Below are 17,084 nucleotides of genomic sequence, written 5' to 3' on the forward strand. Positions count from 1 at the left end.
GAATGGAGAGACGTAGCAGTGCTACATCTCTCCAAGGATTGTGGATAATGCATATTTAATTTCACCAGATGTTTAATCAATCCTGCGACTAGGTAACTTAGTCCCGCACCTCTGACAAAACCCAGCATTTACATCATGGAAAGCTAAACCACAACCTGAACAAACTATTTCTACCTGATTAGCAGTTTTCACCACTCGCTTAATTAAATCGCCTACTTGCCAAGGAATCAGTGCAATTCCGGTAAAAATCATCAATACTGTTAGCAAGCGTCCTGTTTCCGAAATTGGAATAACATCACCAAATCCTACAGTTGTCATTGTGACAACAGAAAAATAGAATGCATCCAAAAAAGTACCATAATTTTGAGGATTAACCGGATGCTCGACTTGATAAATTAAGCCAGAGTAAATAAAAACAATTGCAAATAATGTAAATAATATTCGCGCAAAAATCATTCCATCTTCGGTGCTGACACTGGCGAATAAAAATTTCCTATCTATAAATCTAATTAATCGTAAAATCCGAAACCATCGTAATAGTCGGATAAAGCTAATATCCACCATGCCTAGAAAAAATGGCAGAATTGCCATTAAGTCAATAATCGAATAAAAGCTAAAAATATACTTAATTTTGTTTTCCGCACTCCACAGGCGAAGCAAATATTCCACAGCGAAGATGATGACGATCGCAGTATCAGCTACATTTAACTGAAACCGCATATAATCAGGAATATTATATGTTTCTGCCACAAAAATTCCTGATGATATCAGCACCAAAGAGGCAAGGGTTAAATTAATTGCTTTACCTATTGGTGTTTCTAGGTCTTCTAAGTAAAACTCTGTTTCTTGTCTGCTCAGTAACATATTCGACTATTAATACATCTTAATTCCCAGTTATAACATTAGAAATACGATATTATTAACCATTATCCTTATGTTAATCTCAGCTTATATGAACCCAGAATCTTTTATGCGTTTAGCATTGGCAGAAGCGAAAGAAGGTGATGCACCCTACGGTGCAGTGATTGTTAAAGATAACGAAGTCGTTGCCGTAGCTCATAATACTGTGAGGAGAGACAACGATCCTTCAGCCCATGCAGAAATCAATGCTATTCGTAGTTTAACAGCTAAACTGAAAAATCCCTCTTTAGAAGGTTATAGCATATATACAACTGGCGAACCTTGTCCGATGTGTGCAACTGCTTGTGTCTGGAGTGGTTTATCAGAAATTATATATGGTGCTTCAATTCAAGATTTAATTTCAGTAAATCAATCACAAATTAATATATCTTGTGAAGAGGTAATCGATAAGTCATTTCGGAAAATAAAAGTAACAAAAGATGTTTTAAAAAATGAATGTTTGGAATTATTTAAATAAGCTGAATTTAGATTACTGACTTATTTTAAAATCGTGAATCTACGGGTTGTAATTCTCAACACTAAAGTAGAATTGCTATATAGCAATCCTAAATGAGTTGTGAAAATCGAGAGACTTAGACCCCCGACTTCTCAAAGCAAGTCGGGGATCTTATTGTTCACGACTGATTTAGGACTGCTATAGAGCTTAAAATTACGAATTACGAATTATTTAACTTGGCTCATTCAAATAGGATAAATATGTATTTGCCCAAATCGCAGCTTGAGTGCGATCGCGCAAATTTAATCTGTTTAAAATATTTGTTACATGATTTTTTACTGTCCCCTCAGAAATGTAGAGTCCGTGAGCAATTTCTCGGTTACTAGCGCCTGTGGCAATTAACCGCAAAACCTCTTTTTCTCTAGGAGTAAGTTCAGCTAAACTAGATGGTACAGGCGGTGAATGAGTTGGTGCAACAGGAGAAAATTGAGTCAACAGCTTTTTAACTATACCTGGGCCTAATTGCGTATATCCTTTATGAACGGCACGAATAGCAACAGCTAATTCTTCTGATGGTGTATCTTTCAATAAATAACCCATAGCCCCATTCTTTAAAGCTGCTGACACATATTCATCATCATCAAAAGTGGTTAATACTAAAATTTTAGTTTTGGCAAAACGTTTTTGAATCTCCTTTGTGGCTGCAACTCCATCCATAATCGGCATTCTGATATCTAGTAAAATTACATCTGGCTGAAATTCTGCAACAAAATTAATTGCTTGTTCGCCGTTTTCTGCTTCTCCAACTATTTCTAAATCTGGTTCTAGCTCCAATAATGCTCTTAATCCTTGACGAATTAAACTTTGGTCATCTACCAGCAATACTTTAATCATTATGTTAACCATGTTAATGGAATATTAACTGTAATTTTGCAACCAGAGCCAAGAGCGCTATTAATATTAAACTTACCCCCAAGTGCTAAAGTGCGATCGCGCATACTATGAAGTCCAAAACCAGTAGTATTTTGCCCGACATCAAAACCTTTACCATTATCCTGAATTATCAATCGCAAATTGCCTTTAGTCGTAGTCAGTTCCAATTTCACCTCTGTGGCATAGGCATATTTAGATATATTAGTTAAAGATTCTTGAGTAATCCGGTAAATAGCAGTATTTATTTCAGGTGGTAGAGAATAATCCAGGTTGATTTGATAAATTGGTAATATCCCATTAAAGCGATGAAAATTTTCTGAAAGACTAGCGATCGCATCTTCTAAAGATTGTTCTTGTAATGGATTAGAACGCATAGTAGAAACAGATTGACGAACATCTTTTAGCGCTTTTGAACCTAATTCCTTTGCAGTTGCGAGAAATGTTTCAGCCTTACCTGGATTAGATTGCCATAGTTTTAAAGCAGTTTCTAATTGCAAATTTAAAGCAGTCAGAGAGTGTCCTAATGAATCATGAATTTCACGAGCAATGCGGTTACGTTCTTCTAAAGTAGCTTGATTTTCAATTTGCATGGCATATTGACGGAGTTTGTCGTTAGCAAGAGCTAGCTTTTCTCGACTTTGCCGTTCAGACAAAACTGCATTCATCATCAACAACACAAAAACTAAACTTAAGCCAAAGACTAGCGACGAATTCAAAATTAAAAATCGATATCGCTCTTGTGCCTGTGGCGATGCTTGAAAATTGAATAACTGATATTTTAGTTGTGTCGTAACTAAAAATAAGGCAAATGACAAAGCTGTAACGAATAAACGCCCCTTTAACTGAAAAATTAGACAACTGCGAGTCACTAAAATTATATAGAGAAAAGGAAAAAGTCGAGCAAATCTTTCCCCAAAAAGCCCAATTATTAAAATCAATAAAATTTCAATAGCTGTATATATTACCTTACTCGTCTGGCTCTTCCTGGGTAATCTTAAGCCCATTGCCGCAAAAATAATCAGACTATAAATTGACAGTTCTGGCAATATGCTACAAACCGACAAGTCTGGAAATGCACCACAAATTGATAGTTCTAGACGCTTGGGACGAAAACGCCGTAACGGAGGTGGTATAACAGCTGTCAATGCGGTGATCGCCAGTAATGTCCACTCCAGATAAAGCAGAGACGGAAAAGGATGTTTCTTAATTTCAATTGGACGACTCATGAGTCGCGTTGCTCCAGTTATGAGTTATGAGTTGTGAGTTGTGAGTTATGAGTTATGAATTAAAAATTTAGCAGATATTTCACTGCTTACAATTTTCACTGAGTAAAAAATCAAAAGTAAATTCAAAGAACAAAACAGTTAGTTAATCAGCTAACTAATGACTTATAAAATCATCATAATCAAAATTTTCATAATTTATAACTCCTAACTCCTAACTCCTAACTTCTAACTTCTAACTTTTAACTATCTATTGTCAATCATGACTAAAGTCATGGGTATAACCATGACTTTCTCCTCATGTAACAGCTGAAGATAAGTTCTTATGATGGTGGCATCCAACCAGGAAAAACCCACAAGAAAAGTAATGAAACTCAAAGCATTATCGCTAGTTGCTTCCGCCATCGCTCTCACTTTAACCGCAACCTCCTTTGCTGTTCACGCTCAAACAGCCTCTCCTTCACCCCTGTTACTTGCACAAACTCCACAAAAAGAAAGAGGCCCGTGGAAAGAGTTGGGTCTAACAGATACCCAAAAAGCCCAAATTCAGACGATTCGCCGCGATAGCCGCGCCAAATTTGAAGCAGTTTTGACCCCAGAACAAAAAGCAAAATTAGAGGCAGCAAAACAAGCACGTCGGGCTGAGTGGCAAGCGCGTAAGGCTCAAGGGCAAACAGGTCAAGGTCAACGCCAACCCGGCCAACGTCGAGGAAAGGGTGGTTTTGGTGACTTAAATCTAACTGAAGCCCAAAAAACCCAAATGCGGCAAATCCGCGAGTCTGAGAAACAACAGATTCAAGCAGTCTTAACCCCGGAACAGCGTCAAAAATTGGAGCAATTTCGTCAAAATGCTCCATCACGCCGTCAACAAGGCAATCCTCAATAATCATCTTTCAAAAAATAATAATTCTGGGGTGGGCAGTACTCGCCCATCTCAATCCCAAAATAGATAGATTATGATGCAACCCTTTGCGGCTTCCCCAAATTCCGCTCCTCGTCTGCAACAGGTTTTAGATGTACTCGATCGCATCGCACAAGCGCAGGGGCGAGATGTTCCCCAAATTGTGGAAATAGAGAAATTGCGTTTCCTCCCTACTGGCACTTTTGGCAGAACTTGGGCAGACTTCCTCAATGAACACAATTTAAAACCCTTTACTACAGGTAGCCGCCGTAAACAACTCCATGACGGGGTTCACGTTCTCACAGGCTATGGCACAGACTTCATTGGTGAAGCAGAAGTACAGGCATTTTTATTAGGAACAAAATTTAGCATAACTAACTTGATGCTGGGACTAGGACTGTTGCGAGTCATCCATAAAAACTTAAATTCTCGACAACAATTTACCTGGGACAGACTTTGGCAAGCATACCAACGCGGTTGTCACTCTCACTTTGACCCAGATACTTGGCAACCAGAGTTACTTTGGCACTTACCCTTGACTGATGTTCAGGCATTGTTTTCTAGGCGTTGCTGAATTAAGGGATGATTCTTGTGGGTTGCGCATCCTGCCCGCCCGTAAATAGAAGAGACGGGCAAGATGCCCATCCCACAAAAATAGTAAAATCATCCCGCAAATATGCAACCCCGTTTTCTATAGTTAAAAATTAACAGACTTCTTGCAGAAGATGCGGAAAGGGGAAAAACTTCATCCCCTTTCCCTTTCCCTATTTTGAGTGCTGTTAGCGGATAGCTAGGGTTTAGCCCGTGCTGAGTTCTGAGTTCAATTTAGTAGACTTTCAAGATCGTTTTGAGTTATGAGTTAATCAAAACTCCTAGCTTGATTAACATGTCGAAAGAATTCGCAATTGGTAGTAAAGTCCGTGTTGTGGCGCTACCAGCCTACGTCAAAACTGCTGAACCTATGCCCATGTTGCGCCCTCCCAATGTAATTCACATTGGTGAAGAAGGTATAGTCATTGACCGCAGACCCGGTGGATATTGGGGGATTCGCTTTGCTAGGGGGGTCTTTCTCCTAGATAGTCAATATATCGAAAGCACAGATACCCCTGCCGAATCTCACTTAGAATAAGATTTCTCGCAACCAAGAATTGTAAACTTGTGTAAAGTTGTGATTCTGGTTTACACCATGATTTCCCGCCGCACTTTTTTAAGCATATTATTTGCCAGCTGTATTTCTGTCATCAGCTGGCTGAATTTTACCCCTACTGCTAATGCTATGGGTGGTACACTTCCGGCAATTAATCAACCCGCACCAGAGTTTACTTTGCCAACTAACACAGGTGATGGCAAAATTTCCCTCTCTGACTTGCGCGGTAAATGGCTAGTCCTGTACTTTTATCCTAAAGACTTCACGTCTGGTTGTACTATAGAGGCTCGTCGTTTTCAGCAAGACTTACCCCAATACCTTGAAAAAAATACTCAAATTATTGGTGTTAGTGCCGATGACATTGATTCTCACGCCAAATTTTGTGATTCAGAGGGACTAAAATTCCCGCTGTTGGCTGACACTGATGGTTCAGTGAGTAAAGCTTACGGTTCGTGGCTCGGCTTTTTATCTATGCGCCACAGTTTCATCATCGATCCTCAAGGCGTCTTGCGCGAGACTTTTGTCAAAGTAAACCCAACTATTCACAGTTCAGAAGTGCTGGCACGACTAGAAAAATTACAGTCCAGAACTTCTTAAACTTCAATTAATCAGATAAGGGGCGTAAGCCCCTTGTTTTAACGCACAATAAACCCATATTTTTTGAGTACAGTTTTGGCTTCACTGCCAGATAGAAACTGGACAAATTCTTTGGCAGCAGAAGTATTTTTACTGCTTTTAATTATTGCTAGCGGATAGACAATCGGCGAGTGAAATTTATCATCAGCGGCAACTGCGACTTTTACCTTGTTGGAAATTTTGGCATCAGTGGCATAAACTAAACCTGCTTCGGCGTTACCACTTTCTACTGCTGCTAAAACTTGACGCACATTGTTAGCAAAGACCAATTTTGACTTGAGGCGATCGTAAAGTTTCAATTTCTTCAAGACTTGCTCGCCATATTGACCGGCGGGTACGCTTCTGGGTTCACCGATCGCAATTTTTTTAATCTTACTATCTGTTAAATTGTAGAAGCTATTGATGCCAACAACATCCTGAGCCACAATCAAGACTAGACGGTTATTTGCCAGGTTAGTACGGCTACCTGATAGCAATAGTCCTTTTTGTTCCAAAGCATCCACTTGTTTTTTACCAGCAGAAATAAAGATATCCGCTGGCGCACCTTGCTCAATCTGTTGCTGCAATGCACCAGAGGCTCCAAAATTATAATTAATATTGATATTTGATTTACTTTGTTGGTATAAAGGCTTAATTTCTTCTAGTGCCTCTTTTAAGCTGGCGGCTGCGGACACGAGTATGCTGGTGTTCGACTGTGCTATTACAGGAGAAGGAGGAACCAACGGTAAACCAATTGCTAGCAGCAAGCTGGCGATCGCTATACCCAGGAAGCCAAAAATTTGTCTTCTTTTCATAGAAAAGGCGTTTGAAGGGTTTCTTCCATAAAATTGATGCTAGGTAAAATAGTACCAAAGATACCAACTTATAACCAACTATATCGGTAAAAAACTGCCTAAAAAAATTTCAGTAGGTAAACTGGGCTACGAACAGCGCAGCCCTTGTCTACCACTCTGTAGCTTATGAAAGCGCTGCTACTGCTTCTTGCTTCTCAGTTTTGTTCTTCAATACAGTTGGTAGTTCGCTATTGAACGCCTCACCTTCAACCACTTGCGATCGGAAACCATCGGGCCCAACTGGAACATCGCCCGTGATGGTGGTGCGATAGAGGACGCGCTCGACTTCCAGATGATCCAAGTCTTGAGGGGCCAAATGGGAGGTGGCGCGGTTGTCCCAGAAGGCAATGTCACCGTTATTCCAGCGGAAGCGGGTGGTGTAGGCGGGCTTGGTAATCTGGTTGAAGAATAACTCAAGCAGCAGATCGCTCTCTTGTCGTGATACGTCAAGAATGTGCGAGGTGAAGCCAGGGTTGACGTACAATGCGCGTTCACCAGTCTCAGGATGAACCCTTACTACTGGGTGGATTGAAACCAGGGGATTGGCTGCGATACGCTGGGCAATCTTGCTGTTGCTGGGGAAATTCAAACGCGCATTGAAGCGATGTTCGGCTTTTAATGTGTCTGCCAACGCCCGCAGGGGTGCTGATAGACCCTCATAAGCTGCAACTAAATTTGTCCATTGTGTGTCACCACCGAAACTAGGGACATTAACCGCACGTAAAATTGACGCCGCAGGTGGGTTGACAACTGCTGTGACATCGGTGTGCCAACGGCTCTCGTAGCTGGAACGGCGTAGACCATTGCGCCGCTCGTAACGGCTACGGTCAATGGGCAGGATTTCTGAGAAACCTGCAATCGGCTCATCTTCGTGGGGATGTGCGTAAGTCACTTCGCCGAAACGAGCCGTGAAGGCAATCTGCGCCGCATGATCGATGTTTTGACCGCGAAAGAACACGACTTTCCACTTCAATAGCGCTTGACGAATTTCTTTGACTGCATCATCGTGCAAAGGACGCGACAAATCTACGCCGCTGATTTCGGCACCGATGAAACCTGCTACCTGTTTGACTTCAATGTGTTTGTTGCTCATCTCAATTCTCCATAGTTTGATCGATCGGGCGGTGTTCGCATTCGTCCGTTTACTTTAGATATGTTGCTTGCGCTTAATGGCTACATACCAAAGGAAGCGATCGCAATTTCAAACATCATACTATAAATCAATCGATTTACCGTAGTATGCGCTCACCAGATTTTAGACTGCTGGAACAAGGTCGATTTAGTCCAGGCAAGGGCAAATTAAAATTCGCAACACAGATTAAGAAGCTTCTTAACAGAGGTGACAAGCAAGCTACGGATGCCGGATACTGTGGGGCAACCATATTCTTTGCTACTCACAGACGTATTTATAATAATATTTTCTGAGGAGATTAAAAACTATATGAAAAAGCAATTATCACAGAAATGGACTATTTCTAAATATTGGTTACGCTTTTTAATTATCATCCTATTAGTAATAGGTGTATTTTTTCGTTTCGTCAATATTGACAAAAAAATTTATTGGGGTGATGAAGTTTTGTCATCATTACGCATATCTGGCTATCAGTTGTTGGAAATAAAAACGCAATTAAGTAATGGTCGTTTGATTGGCATAGAAGATTTACATAAATACCAGTATCCTAATCCTGAAAAAAATGTAATTGATACAATTAAAGGGCTTATTTTAGAAGACTCACAGATATTGCCGCTATATATCTTGATGACCAGGTTTTGGGTAGAGTGCTTTGGCAATTATATAGCAGCGATCAGAAGTTTTTCGGCATTTATTAGTCTGCTTACCTTTCCTTGTCTTTATTGGCTATGTCAAGAATTATTTGAGTCTTCACTAGTTGGGTGGATAGCCATCGGGTTAGTAGCCATTTCACCTATTCATATCGTGTATGCACAAGAAGCGCGATCGTACAGTTTAGGGATAGTAGCCATCTTAATGTCGAGCGTAGCACTGCTGCGAGCCATACGCCTTCAAACAAAAGTTAGTTGGTGCATTTATGTAGCAACATTATCAATAGGGTTTTATACTCATCTATTTTTTACCTTGGTTGCTTTTGCACAGGGAATTTATGTAATTACAATCGAACGCTTTCGATTGAGTAAAACATCGATTTACTATCTGCTATCATTGCTTACGGGGTTTATAAGTTTTGTACCTTGGATTTGGATTATTATTACCAATCCTCAGCCAGAAGCAGTCACTTGGGCGAATACTAAACAAACATTATTTATGTCAGCTACAAGGTGGGCTGGCATCTTTAGTCGTGCTTTTCTTGATTTAGGTACTAGTCCTAACGATCCTGAAAAACTGAAGTTTATCTTAATTCCTTTTATTTTAATTATTTTAGCTTTAATCAGTTACTCAATTTATGTTGTGTGTCGAAGAACCTCTAAAAAAGTTTGGTTATTTGTCTTAACCTTGATTGGATCTTTAGGGGTTCCTTTACTGATAACAGATTTCGTATTTCAAAAACGATTTGCGACTAGTCGATATACACTTCCTTCAGTTTTAGGTATACAGTTAGCTGTGGCTTACCTATTTACAACTAAGATCGCGTCTATTTCTACTAAAGCTTGGCAAAAAAAGTTTTGGTCGCTTGTAGCGTTTATGGTGATTATGGGCGAAGTTGTATCTTGCATGGTTCACTCTCAAGCGCAGATTTGGTGGAACCAATTCCCTGATAAATACCAAGAATATCCGAAAATCGCTAATATTGTTAATCAAGGAAAGAAACCGCTTTTAATTAGTGATGAGGATAATATTATTCCACCGCTACAAGTACTTAGTAACTTAATCGATCCAAAAGCGAAATTTCAAATTGTAGGAAAAAATCAGTTGCCAGAGATTACTAATGGCTTTAGCGACATATTTTTGTTCTTGTTCGAGCCGTCTGATTTCTTAAAAGCTGGAGTTGAAAAAGTTTATAACTCAAAGTTACAGCAGGTAGAAGACTTTCTCTGGAAAATAACAAAATCTAATTAAACTAAGTACACGGGCATATCTAGGGGTTGGGAGACTGCAAGCTGGAAACTCAAAGCAGACAGTTGGCATTTGAATATCGCTTGTAGGTCAAAAATCAATACATGATAAATCGCGTCTCTACATCAGGGTTTTGGGTTTATCTGAACTGTATTGGGTTAAAAATTAATATCAATTAGCCTTATAAGTTACACAGTGAGAGCAAAAATATACTTTAATTAAACAAATAATTTAAGTATATACTTGTACTGCTGCCGCTTATGTCATCGCCCCTTGAGCGCCCGCTAAAAATTGAAATCAGACTACCATCTTCCCATCCTCAGTTATTAGAAGGACTGGATATATGGCTGCGTTTAGGTCTAATATCTGATGCCCAAGTCAGGCAGTTATGCCGAGAGTTTCTGGTGTGTGCGGTGGTGTTGCAACCTCAAGCTGAAGCTCAAACAAAGGTAGTATTTGCAACTTCCGACCCCGTGCAGCAGTTGCCCATCGCAGCTTTACAATCTAGTAGCGGTAAACAACTACAACAAAAACCAGCTAAACCCAACTTCATCGGCACAATGTTGCAGTCCTTGGGGGCAGAACTGAGTGTCCGTTGGCTACTTTTTCTAGGGGTTTTCCTGGTAGTCGTATCTTCTGGGGTACTGGCTGCTAGTCAATGGGCAAGGTTTCCCGCTGCTGGACAGTACGGGGTTTTATTTGCTTATACTTTGAGTTTTTGGGGATTAAGCTTTTGGGCGACTAGGCAAAATAACCTCAGATTGACGGCTCAGACATTGCTGATTGCCACTCTTTTGTTGGTTCCAGTGAATTTTTGGGCAATGGATAGCTTTAAATTGTGGCAAAATCCTGTGGATTGGATTGTAGTTGCGATCGCCTGTCCTACCCTGACTGCTATAACTGTTTTACTCTCCAAAAATCGGACTATTTTTACCAATTTACATCCTGGCAAATTACCTCTGGTAAATATTCTAGGGCTGAGTTATTTGCATTGGGGTTGGCAGTTAAAAGGATTTCCTTTAATTGCTGTTTATCTGGCAACGATCGCCACAACTATCATTACTGTTTATCACAATCTTTTCCAACAGCCTCATACTGTCAGCGATGATCGCCGTAAGCTAAGTATTAGTTTACCTGCCGCTGTAATTATTTATTCTTTAATAATATTGTTGGTGCGGGCGATTTTTGTTACCAAGGTAGATATCGCACCGTTGGGGTTAGCTATTGGCATTTGCGGGTGGTTGATGACTTGGTTAGCACAGCAGGGAGGTAGGGGAGCGGGGAGCAGGGGGGCAGGGGAAGTAACATTAATATTCCCATCATCTCCCCCATCCCTCTTACTCTGGGAAAGACTCGGCGCAATTTTACTCTTCCTGGGTTGGGTGGTATCGGTAGTAAATTATCCTTGGCAAGCAATAGCTGTCAGTGGTTTGGGTTTGTGGTTTGTGGGGAGTCGCTTGTGGCGGTACAGTTTAAAGCGAGACTTTGCAGGGGTTTTCGTCATCGGCTTAGAGACGATTTTGCTGGGTTGGCGATTAGTACCCGATAACTTACAGAAATTAGCGATCGCAACTAGTACTCAACTCACCAATTCTCAAAATCAACCTTGGGCGCTACTTGGTATAGCTTTATTTCCCTACGTAATTTTGATGGTGGCGCTTACAGATAATTTGTATCGCCGCCAAAAGCGAGAATTAGCTAAATTTGGCGAACTGCTCACCCTGTTATTTGGAACTGTTTTAACAACGATCGCTATCGTAAATCCCCCATTGCGATCGCTAAATCTGCTACTTTCTACCGCCACTCTGGCATTCGTTACTCAACGCCGCTCCCCCTCATCTCTTCCCCTGGTATACCTAACTCACATCATGGGGATGCTGACGTTTTGCTTTACCATTAATTGGTTATTCCCCAGCCTGAGTCAACAAGTTTGGGCAAGTATTTTATTGGCTCTCATGGTTGCAGAATGGCGATTTAGCTTGCAGGAAGGACTATGGCAACGTAGCGCATGGGATATCGGTTTAGGATTAGCCGCAGCGAGTTTTTTCCTCTTGTGGATGAATGCAGAATCATCTTGGTATGGCATTACTGATAACCGATCTGATTGGGGAGTTTTATGGCTAGTTACGCCTTTAGCTCTCACAGGTGTTGCCAATGCCGCAATTATAGAGCGGCGGATTACTAGCCGTTACTTGAGTGTCTTAGCTGTGATAATTGCCCAGCTACTAACTTTACAACTACCAGGAATCAGATTAATTGGTTTAGCTGTAGGTGCTGGATTGATGTTTGCAAATACGCGCTATTTGCGAAACCAAGTATCTGCGGTAATTACAGAAGGATTTGTTTTAAGTTTCATTGGGGCGCTGCTGTGGACAGGTGTGCCTGGTTTGCCTCGCCTAGCGGCAGCAGGTTGGTTTGTTGTAGGAGCGATCGCAACTCTCAGTCTATGGTTAGCGCGGACACTTCGGCGCCGCTCAGTGACCACTGTTTTAAATCGACGCGGTAACGAATTAGCAGTTATCTATGCAGCCGCCAGCGATAAATGGGCGATCGCTTTGTGTAGTGTTGAATTATTAAGTTTGACGCTGCACTCAGTGCTGATTTACCAAGGGTTTACGACTTCAGGATTTTTGTTCTTAATTGCCACTGTAATCACCTTGGCAGCCATTGTTTATCGCAGTTGGCGCGAACCAACAAATTGGGCATTTTATAGTATCGGTTGGTGTTTAGAATTGTTGATTGCTCAGGTGTTAGGGTTGGGAGAACATTCAATTGTGAGAATTGCGTTCGCAAACATCGCCTTGGGTTTAATTACTCAACTTGTCGGCGAGTGGTGGCGGCGACGACATCAATTAGAAAGGTTGCCTAGCAGTCTTCATATTTTGCCATTAATTTATGGTGCATTCAGTGTGTTGCTGCGTTTGAACACCTTCACCGAGTGGACAGGTTTGTATTCCTTGGGTGTAGCTTTAATTATTATTGGCGTAGGGCGACGGCACGAGAGCTTAAAACCCTTGCTGTATTTAGGAATTATTGGCGTATCAATTTCTGCTTATGAACTTTTGTTCTATCAAATGTCACAAGCTTCAGGAGGAGCATTAGGTGATGGATTGATTGCCATGTCTACCCTTGGCGCGAGTATCATGTATGCTTACCGCATTTTGTCGCCAAGGCTTGTCAGCTACTTACACCTAACTCCTCAAGAATTGAAAAGAATTGCCCATATTCACTGGGTTTGGAGTAGCTGTTTATTAATGGCTGCTATTCCTCTTCCCATTGCAGTTAACCGTTTGGTGGGATTGGGAACTGGAGTATTTTTGATTCGCTACGCCATCTTTCAGGGACGCAATTTACGCACTTCCCCCAGCATCTTGGGAAGAATTACAATCGCCGAGATGTGGGTTTACCTTGGCTTATTAGAGGTAGCCGGCATGAGAATTTATTGGCGAGAGACAGCAGTAGGGCGATTTTGGGCTGGGCCATTAGTTCCTTGGAATGGTGCGATCGCTTGTGTGGTAGCCTACTTTTTGTACATTCTACCTTGGGAAAGTTGGGGTTGGTCTAAAAGACCTTGGCAACAAGCTGCATACATCACACCACTGATAATTTTATGGGAAACCAGACTGCAAACTTACCCCATTACCTTAGTACTCGCAGCTGGGTTTTACATCTTTTTAGCAAAAGTGGGTGAAAATATCCGTTTCACTTATATTAGTGTGGCGTTGATTGATTGGGCACTTTATCGCTGGTTTGATTCCTTACGCCTAACTGATACTTTGTGGTATGTAACACCAATTGGGTTCTCACTGCTTTATATTGCTCAAGTAGATACCCAACTGAAGTTACCACAGTACAAAACATCTCGTCATATTCTGAGAGTGCTAGGTAGTGGTTTAATTTGTGGATGGGCAATTTTATTTCATCAAAACGCAGCTTGGATACCAGGGATTTTGAGTCTCATCGCCATTTTTGCCGGATTAGCTTTGCGAGTACGAGCTTTTCTCTACATTGGTACAGCCACTTTTTTAATTACGACAATCTATCAATCGGTAATTTTCAGCTTGCAGTACTCGTTTTTAAAATGGGTTGTTGGCTTGCTAGTTGGCATTTTATTGATTTACATCGCCGCTAATTTTGAAACCCGTCGCGCTCAAATAACTTCCTTAATTCGTAGCGCCATTGATGAATTTCAATCATGGGAATAGGTAAGCGAAAGATTAAACTAATTAGACAGGCGATCGCACTATCTAACTACTTATATCAATTCTGTATGAAGATGCACCAAAGTATATTAGGGAACTCTAAGAAATAAATTATCCAATATTGTGGGGTGGGCAACATGAGCGCCATATAAACTGGGTTCTCGTGTCGCCCACCCCACAGAAGTTAATCTGACTTTTCACGGGATCTGGAAAACCCCTCTCCAAACCTCTCCCCTACAAGGAGAGAGGCTTTGATTTCTCCCCCTTCCCTTGTAGGGAAGGGGGCTAGGGGGTTAGGTTTTCCGTTGGCTTTTCCACATGACGTGAAAACTCAGAGAAGTTAATTGGATATTTTTTTATTTGGAAGTCCCTTAGAAACAAAGCACCAAGGGCGCATACTCCTACGGATAAGCAAGCTACGCGCAGCGTCTCGTAAGAGTTGGACACAAAGAGAAAATTTGCTGCTGCTTCATAAAGAAATGGTATTAGGTATTAAGCCGATTGCCAACATCTCTAAGTTCTCTAACTAGATTGCCAATTGCAGCTACACCGCCGCTTACAATGGCATTTGAAACAGCTTCTCCTAATCTGATTAGTGGACTTAAAATATCAAAAAAATTCTGAAATTCTTGAATTTTTGCAGCCGCTTGATCAAGAGAATTAGTAGCCTCAATTATTTTTTGGGCTGGTTCATTTATATCAGTTAAAACTTTATTTAATTCTATGCTATTGAGCTTGGCAGCAAAATCCACAAATTTTTGGCAGTCATTATTAATTGATTCCAAGTCACTCTGACTAATTTTTTTAGCCTTGAAAAGCTCTGCTGCTCTTTTTTCAAGAGTGGCCCTTAATTCATTCATTTTATCTATTAAGGACATAAATAATAACTCTCCTTTTTTTAATCATGAATTGGTAATGGGAAAATTTTAGATAAAATCTAGTTAAAAAGCGCGATCAACTTCCTCTACTAGAGGTTTGACTGAGATGACATATTCATTTAGTATTCTTTGAATACGTTTCATTTTTTTATCATCAATTTTTTTGAATGAAACTTTAGCATTAAACTGACATAATTGATTAATGTCTTTGGATTTTAGCCCTTCTGCAAATTCTTTGCTTAGTCGATTATGAGTTTTAACTGTACTCACAAGAATTTGATTGTAAGCCCTAGCTGCTTGTTCTTTTTCAGTCACTATTTTCATGGCTTCATTATAATCTTCTGTTAATTTCTCACCTACTGTAATTCTGTCAAAAACTTGTTGATAATTACTTGGATTGATTTGATCTTTGCCTAGCTCATTTAAAGTAAGAAAGTAGGATTTATAGTAAGTATCAATTGCGTCTGCTTCTATACCTAAAGTTCCTTTTTTACTAAGGTAGTTGTTGTTTACAAGAAATATTAAGCCTCCTTTAGCAGGTTTATAAAGATCAACTCCATTCTCATCACTTGCGGGAACCAAATTACCAGTAATATATTTATGAATAGGTTCATTAGTACAAACAATCGCTTTTTGCAGAGCATCCTCTCGAATTTTTTTAGTCGCTAAATCAAATAAGACTTTAAGAATTTGACTGCCTCCATCCACTGCATCAGAATCTAGTTTATTGCTGTTAATAGATAAATTTTTAAGACTTTCACCTAAGTCATCTATTGATTTATCTAAAGATAAACTTTTTCCACGTGCTATAGCACCTAGAGCATCCATATAGTCAATTAAAATACTGACTCCTGTTTTGAAATTATCAGAATCAACTCGTTCAGTTGTCTCACAACTCTCTCGCCGATCATTGCGATAAGGAATTCCATTATCGGGAACTAATTTGATATATCTAGTACGTCGTAAACAAGATTGATAAATATCTTCAGCAAAATCATTAGAAGCTCGTTGAACTATTTTTTGGCTCTTGCTAAAGTCTTCTACAGACTTAAAATTAGCTCCGCAACTTCCTAACAAAACAGTAATCGGAATAACAACACTGATTAAAGATTTTATTTTGAACATTTTTACTTACCCTCGCACTATTGAGAAAATCGCTGTTGTTTCCTTCTCCACTCTCGAATTAGTCAATTTCGGAATTTTGCGATGGCGTTAGAGGTTTTTTATAAACTAGATGCCTCCCATGAAACCAATTTCAAACACGAGAATCCTTTCACGGCTTCTTTTAGCTCCCTTGAAAGAGAAAGTATTTAGGTTTTCGAGAAATTATTGAGAAAAGCTTTCATTATTGCTGAGATGGATAGACTCACAAAGCGATCGCTATTTGAAAAAACAATACGACAAATAGACCATTTGTAGAGACACGATAATCGCGTTTTTACTTAAGGATGTATTGCAATCATTAATTGAATTGGTATTATTTATTGCAAATTCCTATAGCATTTCCTAATTACATAAGGTACATCTTAGCCTCCTCCTCGCTTGCGGGGAGGGGGTTGGGGGTGGGGTTCTTGTACCTCACTCAACCAAGAACCGCTACAATACATCAAAAAATATTGCTCCAGGGTTGACGTTTCGGTGTTTTGCGCAGTCTGTAGCAACTTCTGCCTTCCCTGTAAGAACTTCTGCCTTGACGTTTCGGTGTTTCGCGCAGCCTGTAAGAACTTCCGCCTTCCCTGCAAGAACTTCCGTCTTGACGTTTCAGTGTTTTGCGCAGCCTGTAAGAACTTCTGCCTTGACATTTCGGTATTTCGCGCACTCTGTAGCAACTTCCGTCTTCCCTGTAAGAACTTCCGTTTTTGCGTTAGCAACTTCTGCTTTAACTTCGTTTAGGGACTTCCAGAAAATAAATTATCCAATTTACTCAGATAATATTTTTCTTT

At 40.3% G+C, this 17,084-nt stretch carries 14 protein-coding genes; 7 read left to right on the top strand and 7 right to left on the bottom strand.

Annotated features, from left to right (window positions below; genetic code table 11):
* Positions 1–72 precede the first annotated feature (72 nt).
* Positions 73–864, bottom strand: a complete 792-nt coding sequence (locus RMX69_RS27600; RefSeq protein ID WP_289797546.1) for an ion transporter — start codon at positions 862–864, stop codon at positions 73–75.
* Between the two features lie 88 nt (positions 865–952).
* On the opposite strand from RMX69_RS27600, the gene RMX69_RS27605 reads away from it, so the two are divergent.
* Complete coding sequence (locus RMX69_RS27605; RefSeq protein ID WP_289797545.1) at positions 953–1,378, top strand: nucleoside deaminase; 426 nt, start codon at positions 953–955, stop codon at positions 1,376–1,378.
* A 210-nt stretch (positions 1,379–1,588) separates the two neighbouring features.
* On the opposite strand, the gene RMX69_RS27610 is transcribed toward RMX69_RS27605, so the two are convergent.
* Together RMX69_RS27610 and RMX69_RS27615 are read right to left on the bottom strand one after the other, a co-directional pair.
* The gene (locus RMX69_RS27610) at positions 1,589–2,251 is read right to left on the bottom strand and encodes a response regulator transcription factor (RefSeq protein WP_322639331.1); all 663 of its coding nucleotides are present in this window, start codon (positions 2,249–2,251) and stop codon (positions 1,589–1,591) included.
* Positions 2,251–3,516, bottom strand: a complete 1,266-nt coding sequence (locus RMX69_RS27615; RefSeq protein WP_322639326.1) for a sensor histidine kinase — start codon at positions 3,514–3,516, stop codon at positions 2,251–2,253. The genes RMX69_RS27610 and RMX69_RS27615 overlap by 1 nt, the downstream gene beginning before the upstream one ends.
* Positions 3,517–3,880: 364 nt before the next feature.
* Between RMX69_RS27615 and RMX69_RS27620 the strand changes: the two genes are divergently transcribed.
* The 4 genes from RMX69_RS27620 (at position 3,881) to RMX69_RS27635 (ending at position 6,158) form a co-directional block, all read left to right on the top strand.
* The gene (locus RMX69_RS27620) at positions 3,881–4,399 is read left to right on the top strand and encodes a Spy/CpxP family protein refolding chaperone (RefSeq protein WP_289800020.1); all 519 of its coding nucleotides are present in this window, start codon (positions 3,881–3,883) and stop codon (positions 4,397–4,399) included.
* 70 nt (positions 4,400–4,469) lie between these two features.
* Positions 4,470–4,988, top strand: coding sequence for a Coq4 family protein (locus tag RMX69_RS27625; protein WP_289797542.1), 519 nt, complete (start codon positions 4,470–4,472; stop codon positions 4,986–4,988).
* A gap of 312 nt (positions 4,989–5,300) precedes the next feature.
* Positions 5,301–5,543, top strand: coding sequence for a regulatory protein SipA (gene sipA / locus RMX69_RS27630; RefSeq protein ID WP_289797541.1), 243 nt, complete (start codon positions 5,301–5,303; stop codon positions 5,541–5,543).
* A gap of 57 nt (positions 5,544–5,600) precedes the next feature.
* A complete protein-coding gene (locus tag RMX69_RS27635) occupies positions 5,601–6,158 on the top strand; it encodes a peroxiredoxin (protein ID WP_289800019.1) in 558 nt (185 codons plus the stop codon).
* Positions 6,159–6,196: 38 nt separating this feature from the next.
* Here the strand turns inward: RMX69_RS27635 and modA are convergent, their stop codons facing one another.
* Both modA and RMX69_RS27645 read right to left on the bottom strand, forming a co-directional pair.
* Positions 6,197–6,991 carry a molybdate ABC transporter substrate-binding protein gene (modA, locus tag RMX69_RS27640; RefSeq protein WP_322639327.1) on the bottom strand — a complete coding sequence of 265 codons (795 nt, stop codon included), beginning with the start codon at positions 6,989–6,991 and terminating at the stop codon, positions 6,197–6,199.
* A 163-nt stretch (positions 6,992–7,154) separates the two neighbouring features.
* Positions 7,155–8,123, bottom strand: coding sequence for a TauD/TfdA dioxygenase family protein (locus RMX69_RS27645; RefSeq protein WP_289797539.1), 969 nt, complete (start codon positions 8,121–8,123; stop codon positions 7,155–7,157).
* A 348-nt stretch (positions 8,124–8,471) separates the two neighbouring features.
* On the opposite strand from RMX69_RS27645, the gene RMX69_RS27650 reads away from it, so the two are divergent.
* Positions 8,472–10,064 (top strand): glycosyltransferase family 39 protein, encoded by a 1,593-nt coding sequence (locus RMX69_RS27650; protein ID WP_322639328.1) that lies wholly within the window; start codon positions 8,472–8,474, stop codon positions 10,062–10,064.
* Positions 10,065–10,321: 257 nt separating this feature from the next.
* Complete coding sequence (locus RMX69_RS27655) at positions 10,322–14,266, top strand: DUF2157 domain-containing protein (protein WP_322639329.1); 3,945 nt, start codon at positions 10,322–10,324, stop codon at positions 14,264–14,266.
* A 482-nt stretch (positions 14,267–14,748) separates the two neighbouring features.
* Here RMX69_RS27655 and RMX69_RS27660 read toward each other — a convergent pair whose 3' ends face one another.
* Entirely contained in the window at positions 14,749–15,141 is a 393-nt protein-coding gene (locus RMX69_RS27660; RefSeq protein ID WP_289797536.1) for a hypothetical protein, read from the bottom strand.
* Between the two features lie 63 nt (positions 15,142–15,204).
* A complete protein-coding gene (locus RMX69_RS27665; RefSeq protein WP_322639330.1) occupies positions 15,205–16,266 on the bottom strand; it encodes a hypothetical protein in 1,062 nt (353 codons plus the stop codon).
* Positions 16,267–17,084: the final 818 nt, after the last annotated feature.

The organism is Nostoc sp. EspVER01 (assembly GCF_034530635.1).
In the GTDB taxonomy this organism is placed as follows: domain Bacteria; phylum Cyanobacteriota; class Cyanobacteriia; order Cyanobacteriales; family Nostocaceae; genus Nostoc.

What these genes read in the sequence shown, in the direction of transcription:
- RMX69_RS27600 (WP_289797546.1), bottom strand. Translation starts at nt 864, where the DNA reads ATGTTACTGAGCAGACAAGAAACAGAGTTTTACTTAGAAGACCTAGAA.
- RMX69_RS27605 (WP_289797545.1), top strand. Translation starts at nt 953, where the DNA reads ATGAACCCAGAATCTTTTATGCGTTTAGCATTGGCAGAAGCGAAAGAA.
- RMX69_RS27610 (WP_322639331.1), bottom strand. Translation starts at nt 2,251, where the DNA reads ATGATTAAAGTATTGCTGGTAGATGACCAAAGTTTAATTCGTCAAGGA.
- RMX69_RS27615 (WP_322639326.1), bottom strand. Translation starts at nt 3,516, where the DNA reads ATGAGTCGTCCAATTGAAATTAAGAAACATCCTTTTCCGTCTCTGCTT.
- RMX69_RS27620 (WP_289800020.1), top strand. Translation starts at nt 3,881, where the DNA reads ATGAAACTCAAAGCATTATCGCTAGTTGCTTCCGCCATCGCTCTCACT.
- RMX69_RS27625 (WP_289797542.1), top strand. Translation starts at nt 4,470, where the DNA reads ATGATGCAACCCTTTGCGGCTTCCCCAAATTCCGCTCCTCGTCTGCAA.
- sipA (WP_289797541.1), top strand. Translation starts at nt 5,301, where the DNA reads ATGTCGAAAGAATTCGCAATTGGTAGTAAAGTCCGTGTTGTGGCGCTA.
- RMX69_RS27635 (WP_289800019.1), top strand. Translation starts at nt 5,601, where the DNA reads ATGATTTCCCGCCGCACTTTTTTAAGCATATTATTTGCCAGCTGTATT.
- modA (WP_322639327.1), bottom strand. Translation starts at nt 6,991, where the DNA reads ATGAAAAGAAGACAAATTTTTGGCTTCCTGGGTATAGCGATCGCCAGC.
- RMX69_RS27645 (WP_289797539.1), bottom strand. Translation starts at nt 8,123, where the DNA reads ATGAGCAACAAACACATTGAAGTCAAACAGGTAGCAGGTTTCATCGGT.
- RMX69_RS27650 (WP_322639328.1), top strand. Translation starts at nt 8,472, where the DNA reads ATGAAAAAGCAATTATCACAGAAATGGACTATTTCTAAATATTGGTTA.
- RMX69_RS27655 (WP_322639329.1), top strand. Translation starts at nt 10,322, where the DNA reads ATGTCATCGCCCCTTGAGCGCCCGCTAAAAATTGAAATCAGACTACCA.
- RMX69_RS27660 (WP_289797536.1), bottom strand. Translation starts at nt 15,141, where the DNA reads ATGTCCTTAATAGATAAAATGAATGAATTAAGGGCCACTCTTGAAAAA.
- RMX69_RS27665 (WP_322639330.1), bottom strand. Translation starts at nt 16,266, where the DNA reads ATGTTCAAAATAAAATCTTTAATCAGTGTTGTTATTCCGATTACTGTT.